This is a genomic window from Novacetimonas sp. GS1 (assembly GCF_036686925.1).
GTDB classification, from domain to species: domain Bacteria; phylum Pseudomonadota; class Alphaproteobacteria; order Acetobacterales; family Acetobacteraceae; genus Novacetimonas; species Novacetimonas hansenii.
The window spans coordinates 2,398,633-2,421,109 of record NZ_VSZP01000001.1 but is presented as its reverse complement, the minus strand read 5'-3'; the positions used below and the strand labels follow the sequence as shown (position 1 = coordinate 2,421,109).

Genomic DNA, 22,477 nt, shown 5'->3' with positions numbered 1-22,477 from the left:
TCATGTTCTTAAACGAACATATGAACCTTAAAAATGATTATTTTTGGTTCATAAGGAAATGTGATGAAAAATATTATATAATTTTTTATGAAACGCTGAATACATGCCCTTAACATGTTCTTATAAAGTATTTTGTGCATTGCAGCATTATATTGTGACATATGGGCGAATGCGCGGAATCGCGCATTCTTACCTGATGAAAAATGTCCATCTGCCTGATTTCTGCCAGAATAAGGTTTATATAGAATGGTTTTTATGGAATCCTTCACTTGATGTAGATCAATGAAATAAGTGCGGGACTGATGTTGATAACCCCTAAATGTTCGTTTACGAACATGGCAGGAGGAATTACGCACATGCTGTCCATGGATGAAACGTCCCAGGCATCGTCCGGGATGCCGCGCGATAACGGCACGACTGTTGATATGCTGATCGTGGGGGGAGGGATCAACGGTGCAGGCATCGCGCGCGATGCCGTCGGCCGTGGTGCCTCCGTCCTGCTGGTGGAGCAGGATGACTTTGCAAGTCATACCTCGTCCGCCAGCACAAAGCTGATTCACGGCGGCCTGCGTTATCTGGAATATTATGAATTCCGTCTGGTGCGCGAGGCCCTGATCGAACGTGAGCGGTTGCTGCGCATTGCGCCGCATATTATCTGGCCGATGCGTTTCATCCTGCCCCATACGCCACAGGCGCGACCGGCATGGATGCTGCGGGTCGGGCTGTTCCTGTACGACCATCTTGCGGGGAGGCAGATGACCCTGCCGAAGTCGAAATCTATCGACTTCACCACCAACCCGGTCGGCGCGCCGTTGAATGGCACATGTGTCAAAGGGTTTTCCTATTCCGATGGCTGGGTGCAGGACAGCCGCCTTGTGGTGCTCAATGCCATGGATGCCGCGGCGCGTGGGGCCGACATACGCACCCGCACCCGCATGCTTGGCGCGCGTCGCGTCGATGGCCTGTGGGAAGTGGAGATAGAGAACACCCGTGACGGCACGCGCGAAACCGTGCGTGCGCGCATTCTGGTCAATGCCGGTGGCCCATGGGTGAGCGAGATCCTGCGCGAGCGCGCCTGCATCCAGACCGATAAGCAGGTACGTCTTGTCAAGGGCAGTCACATCGTCGTGCCGCGCATATTTGAGGGCGACCAGGCCTATATCCTGCAGAACCCGGACAAGCGCATCGTATTCGCCATCCCGTACGAGCAGAAATTTACCCTGATCGGCACCACTGATGTTCCATGGACACAGGCACCGGGCAAGGTCGAGATCTCGGGCGAGGAAATCAGCTATCTGTGCGAAAGCGTCAGCCGCTATTTCAAGACGCCTGTGACACCCGCCGACGTGGTCTGGAGCTATGCCGGTGTGCGGCCGCTTTATGACGATGCTTCAAAAAATGCGTCGGCTGTGACACGTGATTATGTACTTGATATCGACGCCGCCAATGGGCAGGCCCCGTTGCTGTCGATCTTTGGGGGCAAGATCACGACCTATCGCCGCCTTGCCGAACATGCGATCGAAAAGCTGCGTCCTTTCCTGCCTGTCCTTTCGGCGTCCGGGTGGACGGCGGACCGGGTCCTGCCGGGCGGGGATCTTGGCGAAGGCGGGTTCGAAGGGGCGCTGGCGCGCTTTGCACGGGCGGCCCCGTTCCTGGATGCCAACCAGCACTGGCGCCTTGTGCGCAACTATGGATCGCGGGCGACGGACATCGTGGGCGATGCGAAATCGGCGGCGGATATGGGCGAAAGCTTCGGCGGTGGCCTGACTGCGCGTGAAATTGATTACCTCATGACGCACGAGCGCGCCGAAACTGGGGACGATATCCTGTGGCGCCGTTCGCGCATGGGTCTGCATGTCACGGATGAGGACGCTGCCCGCCTTGATGCCTATGTGCAGAAAAAGCTTCTGGCGCGTTGACATCCTTCATTGCGGCCTGACGTTGCCGCACTTTGCGATATCTGCATCCCGATGGGACAGGAGACGACAATGAACAAGAAGAACAAGATTCTCGCCATTGACCAGGGCACGACATCGACACGCAGCATCGTGTTCAATCGTGAAATTGCGGCACTTGCCACGGCGCGGGTGGAATTTCAGCAGCATTACCCGGACCATGGCTGGGTAGAACATGATCCCATCGAGATATGGAGCAACGTCGTATCTACCGCGCGTGAGGCGATGGAACAGGTTGGCGGCGCGGAACAGATCGCGGCCATCGGGATCACGAACCAGCGCGAGACCATTGTCGTATGGGACCGCAAGACGGGCGAGCCGGTCCACCGTGCAATCGTGTGGCAGGACCGCCGGACGACGGCCCAGTGCGCGCGCATGCGCCAGGAGGGGCATGAGGCATTGGTGCGTGAACGGACGGGCCTGCTGCTTGATCCCTATTTTTCGGCGACCAAGCTTGCCTGGATTCTTGATAACGTCCCTGACGCCCGCCGCCGTGCAGAGGCCGGAGAGCTTGCGTGTGGCACCATCGACAGCTTCCTTCTGTGGCGGCTGACGGGGGGGAAGGTACACGCAACCGACATCACCAACGCCTCGCGGACATTGCTGTGCAATATCCATACCGGTGCGTGGGATGATGACCTGCTGAACCTGTTCCATATCCCGCGCGCGATCCTGCCGCGTATCCAGGGTAACAGCGAACCATTCGGCGAAACCGATCCCGCCCTGTTTGGCCACCCGATCATGGTGGCGGGGATGGCCGGGGACCAGAACGCGGCGCTGGTGGGGCAGGCATGTTTTGAACCGGGTATGGTCAAGGCCACATATGGCACGGGCTGCTTTGCGCTGCTTAATACTGGTGAGCGTCCGGTCATGTCGCACAACCGCATGCTGACGACCATCGGCTATCGTATCGGTGAGACCACCACCTATGCCCTCGAAGGGTCAATTTTTGTTGCAGGTGCCGCGATCCGCTGGCTGCGTGACGGGCTGAACCTCATCACCCATGCGTCACAGACGGATGATATGGCGACCCGCGTTCCACACAGCCATGGTGTTTATATGGTGCCGGGGTTCGTGGGCCTGGGCGCGCCGCACTGGGACCCGGATGCGCGCGGCCTGATCTGCGGGCTGACGCTGGATGCCACGGCGGCGCATATTGCGCGCGCGGCGCTGGAATCGGTGGCGTACCAGACGCTCGATCTGGTCGGGGCCATGTTCGAGGATGGTGGCGGGAAACTGAGCGCGCTGCGTGTTGATGGCGGGATGTCCGTCAATGACTGGTTCTGTCAGTTCCTTGCCGATATGCTCCAGACCCCGGTGGAGCGTCCCCGGCAGGTGGAAACCACCGCATTGGGTGCGGCATTCCTTGCGGGACTTGCCGTTGGGGTGTGGGATAGTATTCCTGAATTGGCCGGAACCTGGACACAGGGCCGCCTGTTTGAACCGGGGATGCCCGCCGATCAGCGCGATGTACTGGTTCAGGGGTGGCATCAGGCTGTGAAACGCACCTTGACCAGCACGGTCGCCGCTTGAGCGATCATAAGAAAATCATACAGGAAGGACTGTTTTAATGACCGTCACGCCAACCCACTATCAGGTCACCGACCGAAATCTTGCCCTTGAACTGGTGCGCGTGACGGAGGCGGCGGCTGTCGCGGCCTCTGCGTGGACCGGGCGCGGAAAGAAGAACGAGGCCGATGGCGCGGCGGTGGAGGCGATGCGACGCGCCTTTGACACAGTCGCCATCAACGGGACCGTCGTCATTGGCGAGGGCGAAATGGACGAGGCCCCGATGCTGTTCATCGGCGAGCGTGTAGGCGCGGGTGGTCCTGCGATGGACATCGCCGTGGACCCGCTGGAGGGGACCAACCTTTGCGCCAAGAACCTGCCCAACGCACTGACGGTGGTGGCGCTGGCGGAAGAGGGGCATTTCCTTCACGCGCCAGACATCTATATGGACAAGATTGTGGTGGGGCCGAACCTGCCGGAAAATGTCGTTGACCTTGATGCAAGTGTCGAAGCCAACCTCAAGGCCCTTGCCGCAGCCAAAGGCAAGGACATCCGTGAACTGATGCTGTGTACGCTGGATCGTCCCCGGCATGAGGACATTATCGGGCGGGCACGTTCGATGGGCGCACGCGTGACGCTGCTCAGCGATGGTGACGTGGCAGCCGCCATTGCCGCATGTCTTGAGAATAACGAGGTCGATATCTATCTCGGCTCAGGCGGGGCGCCCGAAGGTGTGCTGGCCGCTGCTGCCGTGCGGTGTGTGCATGGGCAGATGCAGGGGCGTCTTCTGTTTGAGGATGACACCCAGCTTGAACGTGCAAAGAAGATGAATCCCGGTGCGGACCCGTCGCGCAAGCTCGACCTGACGGACATTGCCAGTGGCGATGTGCTGTTTTCGGCAACCGGTGTTACGGGCGGCACGTTGCTGCGCGGGATTTCGCAGAACAACGGATGGACCATTACCCATTCGCTGGTCATGCGTTCAAAATCGGGAACTCTTCGCTTTGTCGAGGGGCATCACGATTTTTCCACCAAAACCTGGCGATAAAAAAACAAGAACAAAGAAAGGCTGGTTCGATCATGGCACATTCCGCACGTCCTTCCCTGCCTCCTGGGGTGGTTACGGGTGAAAACTATCGCAAGCTGGTCGCGACATGCTGTAGCGAGGGATATGCCCTGCCTGCGGTCAATGTTGTGGGCACCGACAGCATCAATGCCGTGCTGGAGGCCGCCGCCCGCAACCGTTCCGACGTCATTATCCAGATGTCGAACGGTGGCGCGCGTTTTTATGCGGGCGAGGGGATGAAGGACCAGCATCGCGCCCGTGTTCTGGGCGCGGTGGCTGCGGCGCGGCATGTGCATACGCTTGCGGCGGCATATGGGGTGTGCGTGATCCTGCATACCGATCATGCCGATCGCAAGCTTCTGCCGTGGGTGTCAGACCTGATCGACGAGAGTGAGGCCGCCGTCCATGCAACCGGGCAGCCGCTGTTTTCGTCGCACATGATCGATCTTTCGGCCGAGCCATTGGACGATAATATCGCTGAATGCGCCAGATTCCTGCGCCGCATGGCCCCGCTTGGGATCGGCCTTGAAATCGAACTTGGCGTTACCGGGGGCGAGGAAGATGGTATCGGGCATGACCTTGATGACGGTGCGGACAATGCCCATCTTTATACCCAACCGGCCGATGTGCTGCGTGCGTATAACGAGCTTTCGCCGCTTGGGTTTGTCACGATCGCCGCGTCCTTTGGCAATGTGCATGGCGTGTATGCGCCGGGCAATGTGAAACTGCGTCCTGAAATCCTGCTGCATTCACAACAGGCCGTGTCAGAGGCGACGGGGCAGGGGGAGCGTCCGCTCGCACTTGTCTTCCATGGTGGTTCCGGCTCCGAACAGCGCCAGATTGCCGAGGCGGTGTCCTATGGCGTGTTCAAGATGAACATCGACACGGACATCCAGTTTGCCTTTGCCGAAGGTGTCGGGGGATATGTGCTGGAAAACCCTGAGGCATTCCGTCACCAGATATCGCCTTCCACCGGCAAGCCACTGAAAAAGGTCTATGACCCGCGTAAGTGGCTGCGTGTTGGTGAAAACAGCATCGTCTCCCGCCTTGATCAGACATTCGCAGATCTTGGGGCGACAGGCCGGACGGTTGCATCTTCCTGATCTGATGGTGTGATTTCAGTGTGATTTCAGGGGCCGGGGCGCGGGAGATATGTTCCGATGATCCGGCCCGCTGTTTTGCATGTTCCTGAATTGCTATAGATTACGATGACACCGCTCCTGTGCTTTGGGATCGGTAAAGAATGGCAAGAGCGGGATCGACGACGTATGGCCAGCGTATCGGCGGAAGAACGGCATCGCGAGATCATGGAACTCGTGCGCCTTCAGGGGTATGTCTCCAACGAAGACCTTGCCCAACGTCTGAATGTGGCGGTCCAGACCATCCGTCGTGATGTCAATGCCCTGGCGCGGCAGGGATTGGTGGCCCGTCACCATGGTGGGGCGGGGCTTGCGTCCTCGGTTGAAAATATTGCCTATGCCGAACGGCAGGTCCTGAATCGCAACGCCAAGGAAGCGATAGGACAGATCGCGGCACGCGCCATTCCCGACAATTCCTCCCTGTTCATCAGTATCGGCACCACGACCGAGGCATTCGCACGGGCATTGCGCCAGCACAGGTCACTGCGGGTTATCACCAATAACCTGCATGTCGCCTCCACCCTGTCTTCACGCACTGATTTTCAGGTGATTGTCACCGGTGGGCAGGTGCGGTTTTCCGATGGGGGCATTACGGGCTCAACGGCCAGTTCCTCCATTGACCAGTATCGGACCGATTTTGCGGTGATCGGTATCAGCGGGATTGAGGAAGACGGTACGCTGCTGGATTTCGATGCGGATGAGATCAATATCGCGCAGGCGATGATGCGTAACGCGCGCAAGGTGTTTCTGCTGGCCGATCAAGGCAAGTTCGGGCGTCGCCCGATGGGGCGGTTGGGGCACCTGTCAAACATCCATGGATTTTTTACAGATCGTCCCCCATCGGCACGTATCCGGCAGGTTCTGCAGGACAATAAGGTACAATTGCATGTCGCGCAGGAGGCTGGCTCAAAACCGGATTGATGCCATAAGGGGGGCACTGCTTGCAGGAGGGGATTTTTCGGTGCGTCCGGCCGTAAAGGCGGGCGTTTTTACGTGCTGGAATGTAAATATTATCGCACATTATTATGATAGTTTTATGGGTATCTGATGATGGCCCGCATGGAATGGGAGCGTATTGAACGGGTTTGCAGTGAGAGAGTCTGGAGGTGCCATTTCCAAAATGGCAACATTTTGAAAAGCCTTACCTACTAGAGATTGTTTGAAAACAACTCGTTGATAAAAAACAAGAAAAGTTTTTGGGTGCCGCCTTTTTCCAAAAAGGCGGCGTCTTCTGAAGCTTTTTGGAAAAAGCTTCACCAAAAAACCTTTATAATTTCAGTATGTTATCGATCATGACTTTTCAAACTGTCTTTTATGATTGACAGCGGATTGTCTAAATGCGTCCGCGATCCGGTCGGTGGGGGCCGGGGTTATGCACGTTCTGCCATCATGCGAATTCGGTTCAGCATGCGCCGCCGGATCAGGCCGCTGACAGGGCGTATGGCGTACCAGTAAGGGGCAAAACGACGACGTGAGGCGTGGGTAGGGCAATCGACACGCGTTTGTGTCACGACCCTGTTATAGGGATGGTCGGGGCACGTTCTGATGTGAAATCCCATGGCCAGCCGGCATATCCCAGTATGGTCGCATGCGGCAAAGGCTTCGGGCGACGGGATGGGGACAAGGCCATAATCGGCTTCCCAGAATGCGCCCATAAGGGCAAAGACAATCTCCACGTTGCCCTCTTGGCCCACGACAGTGAAATCATCAAGATCGAGCATCCGTCCGCCCCGCGTCCCCATCAGCCGGGCGGGCAGTTCGCGCATCCCTATTGCAATGCGCACCAGCGGGTCATGCCCGGCGCGATAGGCGCGGATGCTTTCCATGATATGTGCAGGCGATGCGCGGATTACGATATGGTGCGTTTCCATGAACTGGTAACGCGGCAGGATTATGTCCAGAAGGCCCGTCTGCGCTGTGTCCATTTCTGTTAGGGGCCTTCCTGTCCCGTTATTGTCGTGGCGTATCATCATGCCAGTTGCCATGCACTGATGTCCTGCATGGTTTTGAATAAAGATATTGTGCATATTGTTCCGGGGGCCTCATGCCGATCCATGCTGCGTGTCTGACGGGCGCGAACCGGCGCGCCGTTTTTTGATTTTGGTCACGGATAATGGGGTATAACGTGGGCCAGCCCCGGGGCAGGGCATTGTCCATGGTGTGTTTTTCACCACAGGACATGGCGGATGTGTGCCCGATGAACCGGGGGATGGATGAGGCGGCGCGCGTCATATTGGCGGGTGGCTGGTCGTGCGAACGGGTTGGAGCAGAGTGAGATGGCGCAGAAGTTTCGGATCGTGATTGTTGGTGGCGGGGTCGCCGGGCTTGCACTGGCCACCCGCCTTGGCAAATCGGTCGGGAAATCCGGGCGCGCGGAAATTACACTGGTGGACAAAAGTTTTGCCCATGTGTGGAAGCCGATGCTGCATTGCTTCGCCGCAGGCACGGCCGCCAACGAGAATGACCGGATCAGCTTCATGTCACAGGCGAGCCGTCATCATTTCGATTTCTGGCCCGGCGAGATTTCCGGCATGGACCGACGGGCCAGGACCATCACCCTTGCCCCGGTGATTGATCCGAATGGGGAGACGGTGCTTGATGAACGTACCCTTGACTATGACGCGGTCATCCTGTCGATCGGCAGCCGCGCCAATGATTTCGGCACGCCAGGTGTGGCCGAACATTGCATGTTCATTGATAACCTGGTCGATGCCAATGGTTTCAATGACCGGTTTCGCACGGAACTGCTCAAGGCGTTTGCCTATCACCGCGAACTTGATATCGCCATTGTGGGGGGCGGTGCGACCGGCACGCAGCTTGCCGCTGAGTTGCACAAGGCGCTGGGCCTTGCGGCACTGTACAGCTTTGGACAGAAGCCGCCCGAACTGAAGATCACTTTGCTGGAAGCCGGTCCACGTATCCTGCCAGCCTTCCCCGAGGCCGTGTCCGAGGCGGCCATGAAACAGCTTGAGGCCATTGGCGTGGTGGTGAAAACCTCTGCCATGGTCAGTGGGGCGGATGAGAATGGGTTCATGCTCAAGGACGGTAGCCATGTCCCCGCGACATTGCGTGTCTGGGCAGCGGGGGTGAAGGCGCCCGATGTGACACGGAAATTCGGTGATATCAGGCTGTCGCGCTCTGGACAGTTGGAGGTGCGCCCGACCCTTCAGGTGACGGGGGATGACAATGTCTTCGCGATGGGGGACTGTGCCTTCATCGCGGAAAAGCCCGTGGCCCCCACCGCGCAGGCCGCCCGTCAGCAGGCCCACCATCTGGCGCGTCACCTGCCTGCGTGGATCGCCGGGCGTCCGCTGCCACCATTCGTGTTCAGTAACAAGGGCGCGGTCGTGGCGCTGGGGGATTACAATGGGTGGGGCACATTCCCCGGTGGAACCGTTTTTGGCGGAGGGTGGTTGCATGGGCTATCCGCGCGTCTGGTGCATCTGATGCTGTATCGCCAGCACCAGTTTGAACTTTACGGGCCGTTCCGTGGCATGGTCTCCTGCCTTGTGGACTGGCTTGATGTATTTGTCCGTCCTGCGGTCCGGCTCGACTGATTATGGGGGCGCGCACTGGCGCGTATGACCCTGTTGCGTGCGGGGATTTTGGGATATGAAGCAGGTCATGTCTTCTTTTCCACCACTGCCGCGGCATTCCCTTGTGGAACAGGCCATTGCCTTCATGCGTGAACGCGTGGCGCAGGGGGCATGGGCCTTGGGGGAGCGTATCCCCAAGGAAACCGAACTGGCACACTTGTTGCAGGTTGGGCGCAATACCGTGCGCGAAGCCGTGCGCGTCCTGTCCCATGCGGGCATGCTGGAGGTGCGGCAGGGGGATGGCACCTATGTAAGGTCCCGCACCGATCCTGCTGATGTCATCCATCGTATCAGCCGCTCCGGCCTGCGGGACCATTTCGAACTGCGTGTGGTGCTGGAGGCGGAGGCCGCCCGCCTTGCGGCCCTGCGCCGGACCGAACGTGACCTTGACCTTCTGGAAAAGCTGCTGTTGGCCCGGGGGGAGAAATCTCCCGATATGGATATGGAGGCATTTGTCGCGCGCGATACGGCCTTTCACCTTGCGATCGCGCAGGCGTCGCATAATACGGCGCTGAGTGAGCTTTACCGTTATTTTGTATCGGAAGTGCGTCGCGGCACCCATACCGCTGTGGTGGAACCAACTTTGCCGGAACCTGATCTTGCGGCGCATCAGCGTATTTTTGATGCAATCCGCAATCAGGATGCGTCCGGGGCGGAACATGCCGCCCGTGCCGCCGTGGAAGGGTTGATTACCGCAATGTCCTGACCCTGGCGAGAGATTCCAGAATAATCATCGTCAGGAAACGGGGAGGATGTTGGGGCGGGCGTTTGCCAACAACCCTGAAAAACATGGTGTCATTCAAAAAATGGCACTAATTCCATCATGTTCCTGAGACAGCATGTGCATGTTCGTTCGGTCAGGTCAGTGCATCGGGGCAGTGTGAGGTATGGTCGCGGCCTGCAACAGGTCATGCACGCGTGCCACGACCCCAGCCCATGCACCGGGGCGGGACTGACGCACGATCCGCAGATGGGGGGTACCACTGGCTGTCCTCCTGTCCTGACTGCCATCGCCAGCAATTGTCATACCGATCCATCATGATGACGGGCCGGCCCAGTGCCCCCGCCAGATGCACGATGGAGGTATCGACCGACACGACGATATCAAGGTTCATGATGATCGCGGCGGTATCATCCATGTCGCGTACGTCATCCATGGGGTCATAAAGCTGCATGCCATCGGGAATGTCGGTCATCTGCCGGGCATGCTGCCCCCGCTGCAGGTTGACAAGGTAAAGTCCGGGAATCGTTGACAGGCAGGCCAGTTGCACAAGGTTCATCGAACGCTTGCGGTCGATGGCCTGCGCCTGCGCCACACCCGGCCGGCTTGCGCCGCCCCAGACCAGCCCGACGCGCAGGCCGGGACGGGGGGGCATGTAATCCGCCCATGCCAGTACCTTGTGCGCGTCGGCCTGCAGATAGGGAACGGGCGCGCCGATAATATCGGATGTCTGCGCCAGAACGCGTGGCAGGCTGCCGAAGGGACAGTGCCAGTCATGGGCGGGAACTGGGCGCAGCGGGTCGATCACCCGTTCCACCCCATAGATGCGTGCGGCAAGTGGCAGGATTTCGCGCGGAACCTGCAATGTTACACGCGCGCCACGACGGATCAATGCTGGGACAAAGCGCAGATACATCAGCATGTCGCCCAAACCCGCCTCTGACAGGATCAGGATCCGCTGTCCCGTCAGCTTGCCATCCTGCTTCAGGGTCGGCAGCAGGCGTTCGGGCGGATATTTTAAACGACCGGGTATGCGCAGGCGCCATTCATATTCGGGCCATCCGTCCGCATGGCGCCCCGCCTTAAGCAGGGTCATGGCATGATTGAGGTGGATATGCGGATCATCTGGCCGCAGTGCGAGCGCCTGCGCATGGTGATGCAGGGCCTCGTCCACCTTGTTGTCGATCGTCAGGATATGCGCCAGGTTGGCATGCGTCATGGCGCTTTGCGGATGGTAGGTCAGAAGATGGCGCAGCAGGGCCTGCGCCTTGTGTGCTTCTCCCGTTTCGTTTTGCGTTACCGCCAGAAGATTCCCCGTTCGCAGGGCGGAAGGATGGCGGCGGCATCCCTCGAGCAGGACTTCTATCGCTTCTTCCGTGCGGGCATGCAGTAGCAGGAATTCCCCAAGCAGGTCATACAGGCGGATATCATTGGGGGTCTGCCGCAAGGTGGCATGCAGGGTGGTTTCAATTTCCTCCAGCCGCGAATGGCGCAGCAGCAGTATCATCATGTCCTGTGCGGGATGGCGGGCCGTCGGATTGTCCTGTGCCAGTCGACACAGCATCCGTGCCGCGCGGGCACTGCGGCCGCAGCCCGCAAGGGCATGGGCGAGGATGATATCCGCCCGCCTGTCATCGCACAGGGGTTCGACAATGGCCCGTGCCTGTGCGAACCCGCCGTTTTCCAGATGCTGCATGGCCTGCCGCAACCGTTCTGTCCGGGCGGTATCGTGCTGGTGTGTCTCTGTCTGCCCTGTCCTTGCCATGTTTGTCGCGTCCGCCTGCGGTAACGTGGATCAGGCGTTCGCGCCGGATGGGGATGCATCTGCGGCAGGGGGGAGCAGTTTGCCGGGGTTGAGGATGTTTTGCGGGTCGAGGGCGTGCTTGATTGCGCGCATGACCTGCAGGGCATTTTCCCCATGTTCGGCCGCCATGAATTCCAGCTTGCCCGTGCCGATGCCATGTTCCCCACTGCATGAACCCTGCAGCGCCAGCGCACGACGTACGATTTTGCGGTCCAGTTCCATGGCGCGTTCATAACCGCCGGGTCCGGGGGGAACCATGATGATGGTATGGAAATTGCCATCGCCCACATGCCCGACAATCGGTGCAGCCAGTCCCGATGCCTCGATATCTGCCTTGACGCCGGTGATCAGCTCCGTCAGGGCCGAAATGGGGACGATGGCATCGGTTGCGATGCCATCATGGCCGGGATGGGCCGCAAGTGCCGCCCAATAGGCACCGTGTCGTGCCTTCCACAGGCGGGTGCGTTCTTCCTGACTGGTGCTCCAGACGAAACCAAGGCCGTTATTGTCGGCAGCGATCGCCTCCACCATTTCCACCTGTTCGCGCACGGCCTCCGGCGATCCCTGGAATTCAAAGAACAGGGTGGTGATCGGGCGGTAGTCCTCCAGCTTGGAATAGGCGATGCAGGCTTTCATCTGCGCATCATCAAGCAGTTCGATGCGCCCGATCGGCACACCTACCTGTATGGTGGAAACCGCAGTGCGCACTGCATCGGCAAGGTTTTCGAACTGGCATGTCGCGGCGGCGATGGTTTCGGGGATACCATGCAGGCGCAACTGCACCTCGGTAATGATGCCCAGCGTCCCTTCGGACCCAATGAACAGGCCTGTCAGGTCATAACCGGTGGATGATTTGCGTACCCGACCACCCGTATCGACAATGCGCCCATCAGGCATGACAACGCGCAGCCCCATGACATTTTCACGCATGGTGCCGTAACGTACCGCCGCCGTGCCCGATGCGCGCGTGGCGCACATGCCGCCGAATGTGGCCTCTCCCCCCGGATCAACGGGAAAGAACAGGCCCATGTCGCGCAGGTGGGCATTAAGTGATTGCCGTGTCACGCCAGCTTCTACCCGGCAGTCAAGGTCGTCGGCATTGACGCCGATGACACGCGTCATGCGTGACAGGTCAAGGCTGATGGCGTCAGCGCCGGGGGTGACGTGTCCTTCCAGGGATGTGCCGCCACCGAATGCCACCACGGGCACCATATGTTCATGACATGTGCGCAGGACCAGCGCCACATCAGCCGTGCTTTCAGCAAAAATGACCAATGCGGGCAGGCGGGCATGCTTCCAGCCCTCGCCATGGCTGTGCTGTTCACGGATCGAGTCGTTGGTCGTGACCCGCTCGCCCAGTTGCTGGTGCAGGATGCGGGCAACCCCGGCGATCGCGGGGGGAAGGGAAGAGAACATGAGCGGCAGTCCCATCAGGCAGTAATCCTTCCTTTTGGGTTATCCGTATATCCGTTTTACTGCAAGATCAGTGCGGGCCCGACGTTTCACGACCGGTCGCGTCCACCGTCATGCCAAAATACTGTTCGATCAGGACGATATTGCGCAGGTTTGCCTTATAAACGGTATCGACCAGATCACCGAGGACCGGCACGAAATCGGCCAGAAGTTCAACCGCGACATTCCCCACCATCCGTGTGAGGATACGGCTTGGCACCCCCAGTCGCCGCGCCTCCCATATGATGTACAGCGATGGGATCGCCATAACCATCGTCCCTGCGACCGGTAATAACCCGATCAGTGTATCCAGCCCCCAGCGCAAGCGCGTACCGGGCAGGACGAAAGCCGCGTCCAACAATGTTGCCAGACGACGTAACCGCAGGATGCAACGCCGGATTTCCGTGCTGTCGAGGGGCTGAGGCCCCGTAAACTGGGATGAGGATGCGGTATGTGCCATGCCCGGTCATATGGGGTGGGGGGAGGGGCGGCACAATACCATCATGTCAATGAGGTTTAGCCATCGGGCAGCGCCCCGCTTGCGCCGGCGGCCTTATCCCCGCAGGTGACGGGGGGAACCCGACCCGTTTTGACTGGTCTGTCGGTCGATATGTGGATGCGGAGCCATGACCCGGAAATTCAACACGTTGGACGAATTCATACAGTATCTGCGCGAGCGTGTGGAACCGAATATTGCCCGCGCCGTGCAGAATGGGGCGGAACTGATTACAACCGAAACCAGGGTGCAGGTCGGCTAATATCCGGACGGACTGGAAAGCGGCCTGCCCAGGCACCATTGGCTGATAGCACTATTGATGACCATATCCGCAAGGGCTTTTCCCCGATGCCATGGCGACGATTGAAGCTGCTTTGGCGCAGGCCGGTGTGGTGTTGGTATCGCACGCAAGCGATTGGCGGCCCGGCGCAGGTTGCACTATTCGTCCACGTCGGCCGGGCCGCGCAATGCAGTCAGGCACGGCCGGACCTGATGGTAGGCACGATCGCAGGCGATGTCACGTTGAGATTGTCCGGGTCATTCACCCAATCCAGCCAATTCACAATTGGTGCCCTAACCACGGCCCCGACTGTCGGCATCCCGGTCGCGCGCTCAGCAGCTTAGCCTGTCGGCCACTCTGTCTTCCCTGCCTGACGTGGAGATGTCCCGGCAGGTTGGTTGCAAGACAGCGATATTCACGCAGAATGACGACGGCTGGTACCAGGGGGCGGCACGGCTGATTGCTGACCGAGAGGTCTTGCGGGAACGCGGGAACGCGGGATGGAGCTGGTTGAGAGTTGGGTGCGAGACAGTGCATCCCGCGCGCGTTGGTCGCGCCGTTTGTAGGTGGACGGCAGCCCCACAGGAACATGCAGCGAAAATAGTGGCACGGATTATTTGGCATGGATCAATGCGTGCTAAAGTGGCCTGATCCGTATCGGGCTGTATCGAAATACACCCATCAACCTGCTGCTAAAAATTCTTTATTTTCGGGGCGTTATGACCGAAGCAAATGGTGGGCGCAACAGGGATTGAACCTGTGACCCCTACCATGTCAAGGTAGTGCTCTACCGCTGAGCTATGCGCCCATTTGCTTCGGTGAGAAGGCTTCTAACTGTCACCGGGGTTTCGTGCAACCCCCTTTTTCAGAAAAAATCACATTGACCAGCTCTTGGTCGCCTGTCCCTATGTCCGACATGCCATTTCTTCGCGTCCTCCTGTTCAGACACCACGTTTTATGTGTGTTCCCATGCCGTTAACCACGTTGCCGCCGTATGAGGTCATTCCCCCAGGTGCATCGATTTCGCCACTGGTGGTGGCCTCTGCGCATTCGGGGCGGGATTATACGGATCGCTTTCTCAAACAATCCCGTCTGTCGCCTGCGGCCCTGCGACGGAGTGAGGATTGTTTCGTGGAGGAGTTGTTACACTCTGCGCCATTATATGGGGCGCCCCTGCTGCATGCCCATTTCCCACGTGCCTATTGCGATGCCAACCGGGAGCCATGGGAACTGGACCCCAGCATGTTTCGCGATGCGTTGCCGGATTGGTGCAATACCTCCAGTAAAAAGGTGCAGGCAGGTTTTGGTACCATTGCCCGCCTGGTTGGGAATAGCGGGCCGATTTATTGCCATTCCCTGGATTTTGAAGAAGCGGAACGTCGTATCCGTGAGTGCTGGTATCCTTACCATGCAGCACTTCTTCATTTGATTGAGGCCAGCGTAGCACGGCATGGCCTGTGCATTTTGCTGGATGGGCATTCGATGCCGCGGCAGGGGGGGCGTGACAGTGCCGATTTCATTCTGGGGAACGCATGGGGTACATCATGCGCGCCTGAAATCACCGCTATGGTTGAAAAAATCTTGACGGAGCATGGATATCGCGTGGCACGGAACATGCCGTTTGCCGGTGGATACGTGACACGGCATTATGGCAGGCCACGCAGGGGCGTTCATGCCCTGCAGATGGAGATCAGCCGCCATCTATATATGGATGAACGCACGTTGGAACGCCATGACGGTTTTCCTGTCGTGCAGCAGGTCTTGTCACGTGTCATGGCGGAACTGTCAGGTCTGGCCCACCATATGGCACGCCAGACCTGACAGGTTATGTTGACAGACAGTCGCGGTGGGGTTTCAGGCTTTTGCCGGCACTTCACCCTGCGGGGTCTGTGCGTTGACGGCGACAGGAAGCAGATGGGCCAGAACCGGCAGGATCGTGCTGGCGGGCAGGCCGGTATGATCCACCATTGCCTGCACCTGCTGGCTGCTGAGCAGCGAACGCAGTTCGTCGGTGGAAATCGGCAGGTTTTCACCAGTACCGATCCAGGAGCGTACCTTGTCGGTCAGGCCGGCCTTCTGCGCCTGATCCATCAGGGAAGAAATTGTATCGGGGGTCAGCAACTGTGCCAGATAGGTATGCACCTGCTCTGCCAATCCCGAACTGGCTGCCAGGTTGGTCAGCTTTCCCATTACGTCGTCGAAAATGCCACTCATGATCATGTTCCTGAAATTTGCCTGATGTCACCAACATAAGCGATCTTGGACAATTATAAAAAAAATATATAAGCCCACGCAAAAAAAAAGCGGTGCATATGCACCGCTTGAGTTTAGGGAGGAAACGTCCAAGAAGCAGTTGCCAAGGCAAATCTGCTTCCCGGATTTATGATGTCCCTCACGCTTATGTGTCAAGGAGAAAGATCGGCACCAGCGTCATTCTGTCTGACGCGGCGTGCCATATACAGGTGATAGGACAATATCGTCTTGGCATCGGTCCGGCCAATGTGGGGCAGGTCCGCCAAAGGCAGGACATGCAGGTGTATGTTTTCATGCTCACCCGGCAGTCCGGTATGCCGTCCGTCCAGCGTGCGCACGACATCAGTGGGGACCGTTATGTCCGCGCAATAAAGTGCTATGGCTTCATCCGTCCCGCCGGGGGAAAGCCATACGGTATCAAGCAGCACAAGGTCTTCCTGCCTGACCTTCAGATCCGTCCCGACTTCTTCGGACAGTTCACGCAGGGCCGTGCTGATGAACTCTCCGCCATCCAGCATGCCCGCAGGTAATGCCAGAAGGTCGGGCCGGGCGATGGGAATGCGTGCTTCACGCGTCAGGACCGTAAGCGGCGCGGTCCCCGGACAGTGCAGGACCAGCAGGACCGAAACCGAATCTCCGCGTAACAGGGCTGCGCCCGGTACGGGTTTTCCGTCGTGGCGGGCATCCGCAACGGCCATGATGAACCCGACGCGCGGGCCAAACATGATGACATCATGTACATCAATGCGGCGGACATCGAAACGCGCCACCAGCCCGTCGCGCCAGCGTACGAAATGGGGCGCCGATCGCACGGCGTCGTGTACCCCCAAGGGAACCGCAGGGGAAAAATGGACCAGATCCGTATCTGACATATCGCGCACTCCCGTCCCTGATGACACAGGAATATATCCTGGGGGACAAAAGCCCATCATCACAGATGCAGGGCACCCATGATGGTAACGGTGCGATCATATCCATCCCGTGCGGTATCGGGAAACAGCCGCGCCGGTCAGTTGAAACGATAAAAGCCCCCGAAGATGGCGCCGGTGTAAAAAGGCGCACCTTCGGGAGCTTTTATGTTTCCATACCAACGGGGTGTTTTAATAAACAGTCCGTTGCCGTTTTATCGCGCGGGGGCTTCTGGTATGCCCGTTAACGCAGGATGCCGGTATGGCCGATGGAATAGCGTCCTGGCTGCGGCCAGACCGTCAGGCCATGCGGTTCCTGGCCAACCGCAACCTTGCGCACTGCGCCGGTCGTGGTGTCAAAGGCATAGACAACATCGTCAAACCGTCCGGACAGCCACAGCGTCTTTCCATCAGCACTGACATTGCCCATGTCCGGGCTGCCGCCACCGGGAATGGGCCACTGGCTGACCACTTTTTCGGTGGCGAAGCTGATGACCGATACGCCACCGGCCTTGCCATGCGGGGGGCCATGGATCTTGTGCGATCCACGGTTGGCCACATACATCATCGTCCCGTCCCTGCTGGGATACAGGCCATGCGTGCCGATTCCTGTCGGGATGAAGCCTGTTTCACGGAACGTGTCGCCATCAATGATGAACACCCCGTCCGCATGCATGTCCGCAACATAGAATGTATGCCCGTTCGGGCCGGTCAGGACATCTTGCGGCATGCCACCGCTTGACAGCTTGAGATATCCCATCACCGTGTGGTTGACGGTATCCACTTTCGCCAGATAGCCACCGAACTCACACGTAAAGATGGCATAGCGTCCGTCAATCGAGAAATCGGCATGGTTGACGCCCTTGCATTGTGGCACCTCCACCGATGTCTGTAACTGCATGGTGTGGGGATCGCGGAAATCGAGGCGTTCGCGTGCCTCGGCCACCGTTATGGCCGACTTGCCATCGGGCGTGAAATACATGTTGTACGGGTCATCGACCGCGACCTCCGGCCCCGGCAGGGTGGTGCGCGGGTTGATGGGGGTCAGGCTGCCGTTGGTCGTGCCTTCGGCATTGTTTGTCACCCACAGGGTGCGCAGATCCCACGACGGCACGACATGTTGCGGGCTTTTGCCCACGGGGAAGCGGTTGACGACCTTGTAGGTCTGCGGATCAATGACATAGACATTGTTCGACCGAAGGTTGGGAACATATATCCGTGCCGGGTCCTGCGCCACTTCTGGTGCGATATGGGCGGGTGTCGTTTCGGTATAGATATTTCGCGGGTCCACGACCGGCGGCATGCCGGGAATGGTCTGTACCACCTGTTGCGCCCGTGCCCCGGACGATCCCGCACATCCCAGGGCCGCCATGCACAGCCCCGACATCAGAAACAGTTTTTTTACGCTCATGCGATCCAATCTCCTGGCGCCCCTATAGCACGCGGCAAAAATCTGGCAATCACGGAGAAATCGGACCATTTTGGTCGGTCTGGAGCGCCCTGACGGCTGCTGTGACCTGCATGTCCGTCCCCACCTGTCCCAGCGCTGCGCTTGCGGGGCGGGGGTCGCCGCCATAGACACCCTGCGACGGACCGGGAAGGGCGGCATGATGCAGGGCGTCCTGGCGCACCATATCCGGCTGTACCGCCAGCATCAGCGACGTATCGCTGAGATCGGCATGCGTGCCCACATCCGCCCCCAACCCCCGCCTGCGCAGGTAATCGGCATAGCTTCCCGCCACGACATCATAATATGCGCCCAGATAAACCACATGCGCGCCCGTGCCTGCCCACCTGCGGTTCAGCACCTGTGCCACGGTCCTGAGATCCTTTTGGTATCCCCCATGATCGCCCAGCAGGACGATGCGTCGGAACCCCTGCACACGCAGGCTTTCGGCCGCTCCCGTGACCAGTTCGCGAAAGACGGCGGGCGGGATGCTCAGCGTTCCGGCAAAGCGCATGTGCGACGTGCGGGGTGACGTGCCGCCTTCGGGCACATATGCGATGGTGGGCGCCACCAGCATGTGGCCCACCTCGTGCGCGATGCGCTGTGACAGCACGGTGGCGCGGACATTATGCTTGCCCACCGCGATGAAGGGGCCACTCTGCTCCGTCCCGCCCACGGGAATGATGACGCTGGTCCATCCCTGGGCAAGGGCATCGCGGATTTCCGTCCATGTCAGGTGTTCAAACACCACGTCACGCGGCGCGGTGGCATGCGCCCTGTCAGGGAGCAGGGTCATCCCCCCCATGAGTGTACACGCACAGGCCATCGTGCGGCCCCATTTCAACATCCGTCGCATCGCGCCTTCATCCCGCCCCAGAGCCGCGGAATGCCCGCGCCGGAACCATCTGGCGGACATCCCGTTATGTTACCGGATATTTTACCCGGACCTGCCATGACTGGCGCGTCGGTATAAAGGAGAAGCGGCCATGAATGCCAGTGCCAGCCCACACCCATCACATGCCACGACAGGACAGGGGGGAGAGACCCACCAGACGGCGGATGATGCCGGCACGCCCACCATGACCACCCAGCAGGGCGTTCCCGTATCCGACGATCAGAATACCCTGCGCAACGGTCCCGATGGCCCGGCTTTGATGGAAGATTTCCATTTCCGGGAAAAAATCTTCCATTTCGACCATGAACGCATTCCCGAACGTGTCGTCCATGCCCGTGGGTATGGCGCGCATGGCTATTTCGAACTGACCGATTCCCTTGCCGATGTGTGCCATGCCGATATTTTTCAGCATGTGGGCGAAAAGACCCCGGCCTTCGTGCGTTTTTCCACCGTGGCAGGCGCCAAGGGATCGTCCGACACGGTGCGCGATGTACGCGGCTTTGCGGTGAAGCTTTATACCCGGCAGGGGAACTGGGATATCGTTGGCAACAACATGCCGGTTTTTTTCATACAGGACGCGATGAAATTCCCCGATTTCGTCCATGCCGCCAAGGAGGCGCCTGACCGTGCCTTTCCACAGGCACAGACCGCGCATGACAATTTCTGGGATTTCGTCTCCCTCTCGCCCGAGGCCACGCATATGGTCTGCTGGGCAATGTCCGACCGTGCGATCCCGCGCTCCTTTCGCTTTATGGAGGGGTTTGGCGTTCATACGTTTCGCCTGATCGACGCCCAGGGACGCTCGACCTATGTCAAGTTCCACTGGAAACCCCGTCAGGGCCTGCAATCCATTGTCTGGAACGAGGCGCTGAAGCTGAACGGTGCTGATCCCGATTTTCATCGACGTGACCTGTGGAACGCCATCAATGCCGGGGATTATCCCGAATGGGAACTTGGCGTGCAGTTGTTCGATGATGAATTCGCGGATAAATTTGCGTTCGATATTCTCGACGCGACGAAGCTGATCCCCGAGGAACTGGTGCCCGTGCGTCGTGTCGGGCGGCTGGTGCTCAATCGTGTGGTGGACAATTTCTTTGCAGAGACGGAGCAGGTTGCCTTTTGCACCCAGAATATCGTGCCGGGCATTGATTTTACCAATGATCCCCTGTTGCAGGGGCGTAACTTTTCCTATCTCGACACGCAAACCAAGCGTCTGGGTGGTCCCAATTTCACGCATATCCCCATAAATGCGCCCAAATGCCCGTTCCATAATTTCCAGCAGGACGGGCACATGGCGATGCACAACCCAAAGGGGCGCGTGAACTATGAACCCAATTCATGGTCACAGCCACATGGCGGCGCACGTGAAAACCCCATCACCGGGTTCCGCTCCTTTGCACAGGAACAGTCGGGGGCGAAAGTGCGCCAGCGCTCTGCCGCGTTTGGTGACCATTACAGTCAGGCGCGCCAGTTTTATATCAGCCAGACCCCGGTCGAGCAGACCCATATGAAGGACGCGTTCGTCTTTGAACTGAGCAAGGTTGAAACGCCTGCCATCCGCGTGCGCATGTTGGCGCACCTGCGCAATGTGGATGAAACACTTGCCCATGGCGTGGCGGACGGGCTTGGTATTTCTCCCTTGCCCGCTGCGGCCAAGCCTTTCCTGCCCGTGCGTACGGACCTGCCGGCTTCCGATGCGCTGAGTATCCTGAAAAATGGCCCCGGCAGCTTTCACGGGCGCAAGCTCGGGATCGTGGTGAGCGAAGGTACGGATGCGGACCTGCTGTCTGCCGTGCTTGAAGCTGCCCATAATGTGGGCGCGGAAACCGAACTTGTCGGTCCGCGCATCGGCAATATCTGCAACGACCGTGGCAAGGTGCTGCCGGTCATGCAGAAGATCAATGGCGGGCCGTCGGTGCTGTATGATGCTGTGGTCCTCCTTCCTTCCGCACAGGGAAGCAAGCTTCTGCTGGGCGAGGCGACGATGCGTGATTTCATTTCCGATGCCTATGCCCATGCCAAATTCATTGGATATGGGGCAGATGCCGAACCGCTGCTGGATGCTGCCGGTGTCACGGCCCCTGCGCGTGATGATGGTGTCATCCGCCTGGGCAGTGGGGGTGATGCCGCATCGTTTGTAAAAGCCTGCGGTGCGCTGCGTTTCTGGCCGCGTGAACAATACATCCACGCCGTATGATATTCGTGCCCCCATCCTTCTTTTTTGCCTCTCGACCCTTGATACATGTGCGGGAGGGAGACAATGAAAAAGAAGGACGGAGGAAACGGCATGGACGAAAAACCAACCATCACCATACATTACTGCACGCGCTGTAACTGGCTGTTGCGTGCGGGATGGATGGCGCAGGAACTGCTTTCCTCCTTTGGCGAGGATCTGGGCGCGGTCAGTCTGGTGCCCGGCAGTGGTGGCCGGTTTGAGATCCATGTCGGCCCGCATATGATATGGGAACGCAAACGCGATGGTGGCTTTCCTGGCCCCAAGGAACTGAAGCAGCGGGTACGTGATATCATAGCACCCGAACGCGACCTTGGTCATACCGACCGTTAAGAGAGTGTTTGAAAACACATCATTGATAAAAAAGAAAAGTTTTTGGGTGCCGCCTTTCGATCAAAAAAGCGGCGTCTTCTGAAGCTTTTTAGAAAAAGCTTCACCAAAAACCTTTATTATTTCAGTATGTTATATCTCCTGACTATTTCAAATAGCCTCTAAGATACACCGCACATAGGTGCAAAGATCAAAACGAGGCAGCCCAACGCAGCCGCAGGCTTTTGCGGACAGGGGCGTCGTAGCTTCCTGTTATTGTTGTCACGTAAGTTATTTATATTGTTGATATATAATAGGTTCCCGCTGAAGCGCATGCTGTCCTCATGCCTCGTCATGGGAGGAGAAGGCCCAGTCAGGATCAAGGGCTGAATCCGGTCGGATATTTGGGGGATC

At 58.6% G+C, this 22,477-nt stretch carries 20 protein-coding genes and 1 tRNA gene; 12 read left to right on the top strand and 9 right to left on the bottom strand.

From position 1 onward, the window contains the following. Window positions 1–356 precede the first annotated feature (356 nt). The 5 genes from glpD to FYB92_RS10705 all read left to right on the top strand — a co-directional run bounded on the left by glpD (window position 357) and on the right by FYB92_RS10705 (window position 6,590). The gene (glpD, locus tag FYB92_RS10725; RefSeq protein WP_408902359.1) at window positions 357–1,919 is read left to right on the top strand and encodes a glycerol-3-phosphate dehydrogenase; all 1,563 of its coding nucleotides are present in this window, start codon (window positions 357–359) and stop codon (window positions 1,917–1,919) included. 69 nt (window positions 1,920–1,988) lie between these two features. After that, window positions 1,989–3,488 carry a glycerol kinase GlpK gene (gene glpK, locus FYB92_RS10720; protein WP_003619450.1) on the top strand — a complete coding sequence of 500 codons (1,500 nt, stop codon included), beginning with the start codon at window positions 1,989–1,991 and terminating at the stop codon, window positions 3,486–3,488. Between the two features lie 37 nt (window positions 3,489–3,525). Continuing rightward, on the top strand, window positions 3,526–4,512 hold the full coding sequence (gene glpX / locus FYB92_RS10715; RefSeq protein WP_003619452.1) for a class II fructose-bisphosphatase: 987 nt from the start codon (window positions 3,526–3,528) through the stop codon (window positions 4,510–4,512). Between the two features lie 32 nt (window positions 4,513–4,544). Beyond that, on the top strand, window positions 4,545–5,633 hold the full coding sequence (fbaA, locus tag FYB92_RS10710; protein WP_003619454.1) for a class II fructose-bisphosphate aldolase: 1,089 nt from the start codon (window positions 4,545–4,547) through the stop codon (window positions 5,631–5,633). 165 nt (window positions 5,634–5,798) lie between these two features. Then, window positions 5,799–6,590: a DeoR/GlpR family DNA-binding transcription regulator gene (locus FYB92_RS10705; protein WP_003619455.1), complete on the top strand. Its 792-nt coding sequence runs from the start codon at window positions 5,799–5,801 to the stop codon at window positions 6,588–6,590. A gap of 449 nt (window positions 6,591–7,039) precedes the next feature. Here the strand turns inward: FYB92_RS10705 and FYB92_RS10700 are convergent, their stop codons facing one another. After that, window positions 7,040–7,594: a hypothetical protein gene (locus FYB92_RS10700; RefSeq protein ID WP_332828626.1), complete on the bottom strand. Its 555-nt coding sequence runs from the start codon at window positions 7,592–7,594 to the stop codon at window positions 7,040–7,042. A gap of 351 nt (window positions 7,595–7,945) precedes the next feature. Here FYB92_RS10700 and FYB92_RS10695 point away from each other — a divergent pair, with 351 nt between their 5' ends. Both FYB92_RS10695 and FYB92_RS10690 read left to right on the top strand, forming a co-directional pair. Next, the gene (locus FYB92_RS10695) at window positions 7,946–9,226 is read left to right on the top strand and encodes an NAD(P)/FAD-dependent oxidoreductase (RefSeq protein WP_003619461.1); all 1,281 of its coding nucleotides are present in this window, start codon (window positions 7,946–7,948) and stop codon (window positions 9,224–9,226) included. A 67-nt stretch (window positions 9,227–9,293) separates the two neighbouring features. Further along, a complete protein-coding gene (locus FYB92_RS10690) occupies window positions 9,294–9,971 on the top strand; it encodes a FadR/GntR family transcriptional regulator (RefSeq protein ID WP_040511872.1) in 678 nt (225 codons plus the stop codon). A gap of 202 nt (window positions 9,972–10,173) precedes the next feature. On the opposite strand, the gene FYB92_RS10685 is transcribed toward FYB92_RS10690, so the two are convergent. The 3 genes from FYB92_RS10685 to FYB92_RS10675 all read right to left on the bottom strand — a co-directional run bounded on the left by FYB92_RS10685 (window position 10,174) and on the right by FYB92_RS10675 (window position 13,702). Then, complete coding sequence (locus FYB92_RS10685) at window positions 10,174–11,751, bottom strand: glycosyltransferase family 9 protein (protein ID WP_332828625.1); 1,578 nt, start codon at window positions 11,749–11,751, stop codon at window positions 10,174–10,176. A gap of 30 nt (window positions 11,752–11,781) precedes the next feature. Next, window positions 11,782–13,206, bottom strand: coding sequence for an FAD-binding oxidoreductase (locus FYB92_RS10680; RefSeq protein WP_225578624.1), 1,425 nt, complete (start codon window positions 13,204–13,206; stop codon window positions 11,782–11,784). Between the two features lie 67 nt (window positions 13,207–13,273). After that, complete coding sequence (locus FYB92_RS10675; protein ID WP_192264396.1) at window positions 13,274–13,702, bottom strand: DUF4112 domain-containing protein; 429 nt, start codon at window positions 13,700–13,702, stop codon at window positions 13,274–13,276. Window positions 13,703–13,868: 166 nt separating this feature from the next. On the opposite strand from FYB92_RS10675, the gene FYB92_RS10670 reads away from it, so the two are divergent. Further along, window positions 13,869–14,000 carry a hypothetical protein gene (locus FYB92_RS10670; protein ID WP_332828624.1) on the top strand — a complete coding sequence of 44 codons (132 nt, stop codon included), beginning with the start codon at window positions 13,869–13,871 and terminating at the stop codon, window positions 13,998–14,000. Between the two features lie 751 nt (window positions 14,001–14,751). Here FYB92_RS10670 and FYB92_RS10665 read toward each other — a convergent pair. Then, window positions 14,752–14,826 (bottom strand) — tRNA-Val (locus FYB92_RS10665). A gap of 161 nt (window positions 14,827–14,987) precedes the next feature. Between FYB92_RS10665 and FYB92_RS10660 the strand changes: the two genes are divergently transcribed. After that, window positions 14,988–15,839, top strand: coding sequence for an N-formylglutamate amidohydrolase (locus FYB92_RS10660; protein ID WP_247066990.1), 852 nt, complete (start codon window positions 14,988–14,990; stop codon window positions 15,837–15,839). 33 nt (window positions 15,840–15,872) lie between these two features. On the opposite strand, the gene FYB92_RS10655 is transcribed toward FYB92_RS10660, so the two are convergent. The 4 genes from FYB92_RS10655 to FYB92_RS10640 form a co-directional block, all read right to left on the bottom strand. Beyond that, the gene (locus FYB92_RS10655) at window positions 15,873–16,232 is read right to left on the bottom strand and encodes a YidB family protein (RefSeq protein WP_040511875.1); all 360 of its coding nucleotides are present in this window, start codon (window positions 16,230–16,232) and stop codon (window positions 15,873–15,875) included. 191 nt (window positions 16,233–16,423) lie between these two features. After that, complete coding sequence (locus tag FYB92_RS10650) at window positions 16,424–17,143, bottom strand: NUDIX domain-containing protein (RefSeq protein WP_247066988.1); 720 nt, start codon at window positions 17,141–17,143, stop codon at window positions 16,424–16,426. 280 nt (window positions 17,144–17,423) lie between these two features. Beyond that, on the bottom strand, window positions 17,424–18,551 hold the full coding sequence (locus FYB92_RS10645) for a YncE family protein (RefSeq protein WP_225578845.1): 1,128 nt from the start codon (window positions 18,549–18,551) through the stop codon (window positions 17,424–17,426). Window positions 18,552–18,639: 88 nt separating this feature from the next. Then, window positions 18,640–19,422: a creatininase family protein gene (locus tag FYB92_RS10640; protein WP_332828623.1), complete on the bottom strand. Its 783-nt coding sequence runs from the start codon at window positions 19,420–19,422 to the stop codon at window positions 18,640–18,642. A 7-nt stretch (window positions 19,423–19,429) separates the two neighbouring features. On the opposite strand from FYB92_RS10640, the gene FYB92_RS10635 reads away from it, so the two are divergent. From FYB92_RS10635 to FYB92_RS10625, 3 genes are all read left to right on the top strand, one after another. Next, window positions 19,430–19,582: a hypothetical protein gene (locus FYB92_RS10635; protein ID WP_332828622.1), complete on the top strand. Its 153-nt coding sequence runs from the start codon at window positions 19,430–19,432 to the stop codon at window positions 19,580–19,582. Window positions 19,583–19,612: 30 nt separating this feature from the next. After that, on the top strand, window positions 19,613–21,718 hold the full coding sequence (locus FYB92_RS10630) for a catalase (protein WP_075623994.1): 2,106 nt from the start codon (window positions 19,613–19,615) through the stop codon (window positions 21,716–21,718). A 90-nt stretch (window positions 21,719–21,808) separates the two neighbouring features. Beyond that, complete coding sequence (locus FYB92_RS10625; RefSeq protein ID WP_062809200.1) at window positions 21,809–22,087, top strand: SelT/SelW/SelH family protein; 279 nt, start codon at window positions 21,809–21,811, stop codon at window positions 22,085–22,087. The last annotated feature ends 390 nt before the right edge of the window (window positions 22,088–22,477 follow it).

Excerpts from the sequence above, each read along its gene's own strand:
- FYB92_RS10650 (WP_247066988.1), bottom strand. The coding sequence starts at position 17,143 with ATGTCAGATACGGATCTGGTCCATTTTTCCCCTGCGGTTCCCTTGGGG.
- FYB92_RS10640 (WP_332828623.1), bottom strand. The coding sequence starts at position 19,422 with ATGACCCTGCTCCCTGACAGGGCGCATGCCACCGCGCCGCGTGACGTG.
- FYB92_RS10625 (WP_062809200.1), top strand. The coding sequence starts at position 21,809 with ATGGACGAAAAACCAACCATCACCATACATTACTGCACGCGCTGTAAC.
- FYB92_RS10695 (WP_003619461.1), top strand. The coding sequence starts at position 7,946 with ATGGCGCAGAAGTTTCGGATCGTGATTGTTGGTGGCGGGGTCGCCGGG.
- FYB92_RS10660 (WP_247066990.1), top strand. The coding sequence starts at position 14,988 with ATGCCGTTAACCACGTTGCCGCCGTATGAGGTCATTCCCCCAGGTGCA.
- glpX (WP_003619452.1), top strand. The coding sequence starts at position 3,526 with ATGACCGTCACGCCAACCCACTATCAGGTCACCGACCGAAATCTTGCC.
- FYB92_RS10700 (WP_332828626.1), bottom strand. The coding sequence starts at position 7,594 with ATGGACACAGCGCAGACGGGCCTTCTGGACATAATCCTGCCGCGTTAC.
- FYB92_RS10635 (WP_332828622.1), top strand. The coding sequence starts at position 19,430 with ATGAGTGTACACGCACAGGCCATCGTGCGGCCCCATTTCAACATCCGT.
- FYB92_RS10705 (WP_003619455.1), top strand. The coding sequence starts at position 5,799 with ATGGCCAGCGTATCGGCGGAAGAACGGCATCGCGAGATCATGGAACTC.
- FYB92_RS10655 (WP_040511875.1), bottom strand. The coding sequence starts at position 16,232 with ATGAGTGGCATTTTCGACGACGTAATGGGAAAGCTGACCAACCTGGCA.
- FYB92_RS10630 (WP_075623994.1), top strand. The coding sequence starts at position 19,613 with ATGAATGCCAGTGCCAGCCCACACCCATCACATGCCACGACAGGACAG.
- FYB92_RS10685 (WP_332828625.1), bottom strand. The coding sequence starts at position 11,751 with ATGGCAAGGACAGGGCAGACAGAGACACACCAGCACGATACCGCCCGG.
- FYB92_RS10645 (WP_225578845.1), bottom strand. The coding sequence starts at position 18,551 with ATGGCGGCCCTGGGATGTGCGGGATCGTCCGGGGCACGGGCGCAACAG.
- FYB92_RS10690 (WP_040511872.1), top strand. The coding sequence starts at position 9,294 with ATGTCTTCTTTTCCACCACTGCCGCGGCATTCCCTTGTGGAACAGGCC.
- FYB92_RS10675 (WP_192264396.1), bottom strand. The coding sequence starts at position 13,702 with ATGGCACATACCGCATCCTCATCCCAGTTTACGGGGCCTCAGCCCCTC.
- fbaA (WP_003619454.1), top strand. The coding sequence starts at position 4,545 with ATGGCACATTCCGCACGTCCTTCCCTGCCTCCTGGGGTGGTTACGGGT.
- glpD (WP_408902359.1), top strand. The coding sequence starts at position 357 with ATGCTGTCCATGGATGAAACGTCCCAGGCATCGTCCGGGATGCCGCGC.
- glpK (WP_003619450.1), top strand. The coding sequence starts at position 1,989 with ATGAACAAGAAGAACAAGATTCTCGCCATTGACCAGGGCACGACATCG.
- FYB92_RS10680 (WP_225578624.1), bottom strand. The coding sequence starts at position 13,206 with ATGTTCTCTTCCCTTCCCCCCGCGATCGCCGGGGTTGCCCGCATCCTG.
- FYB92_RS10670 (WP_332828624.1), top strand. The coding sequence starts at position 13,869 with ATGACCCGGAAATTCAACACGTTGGACGAATTCATACAGTATCTGCGC.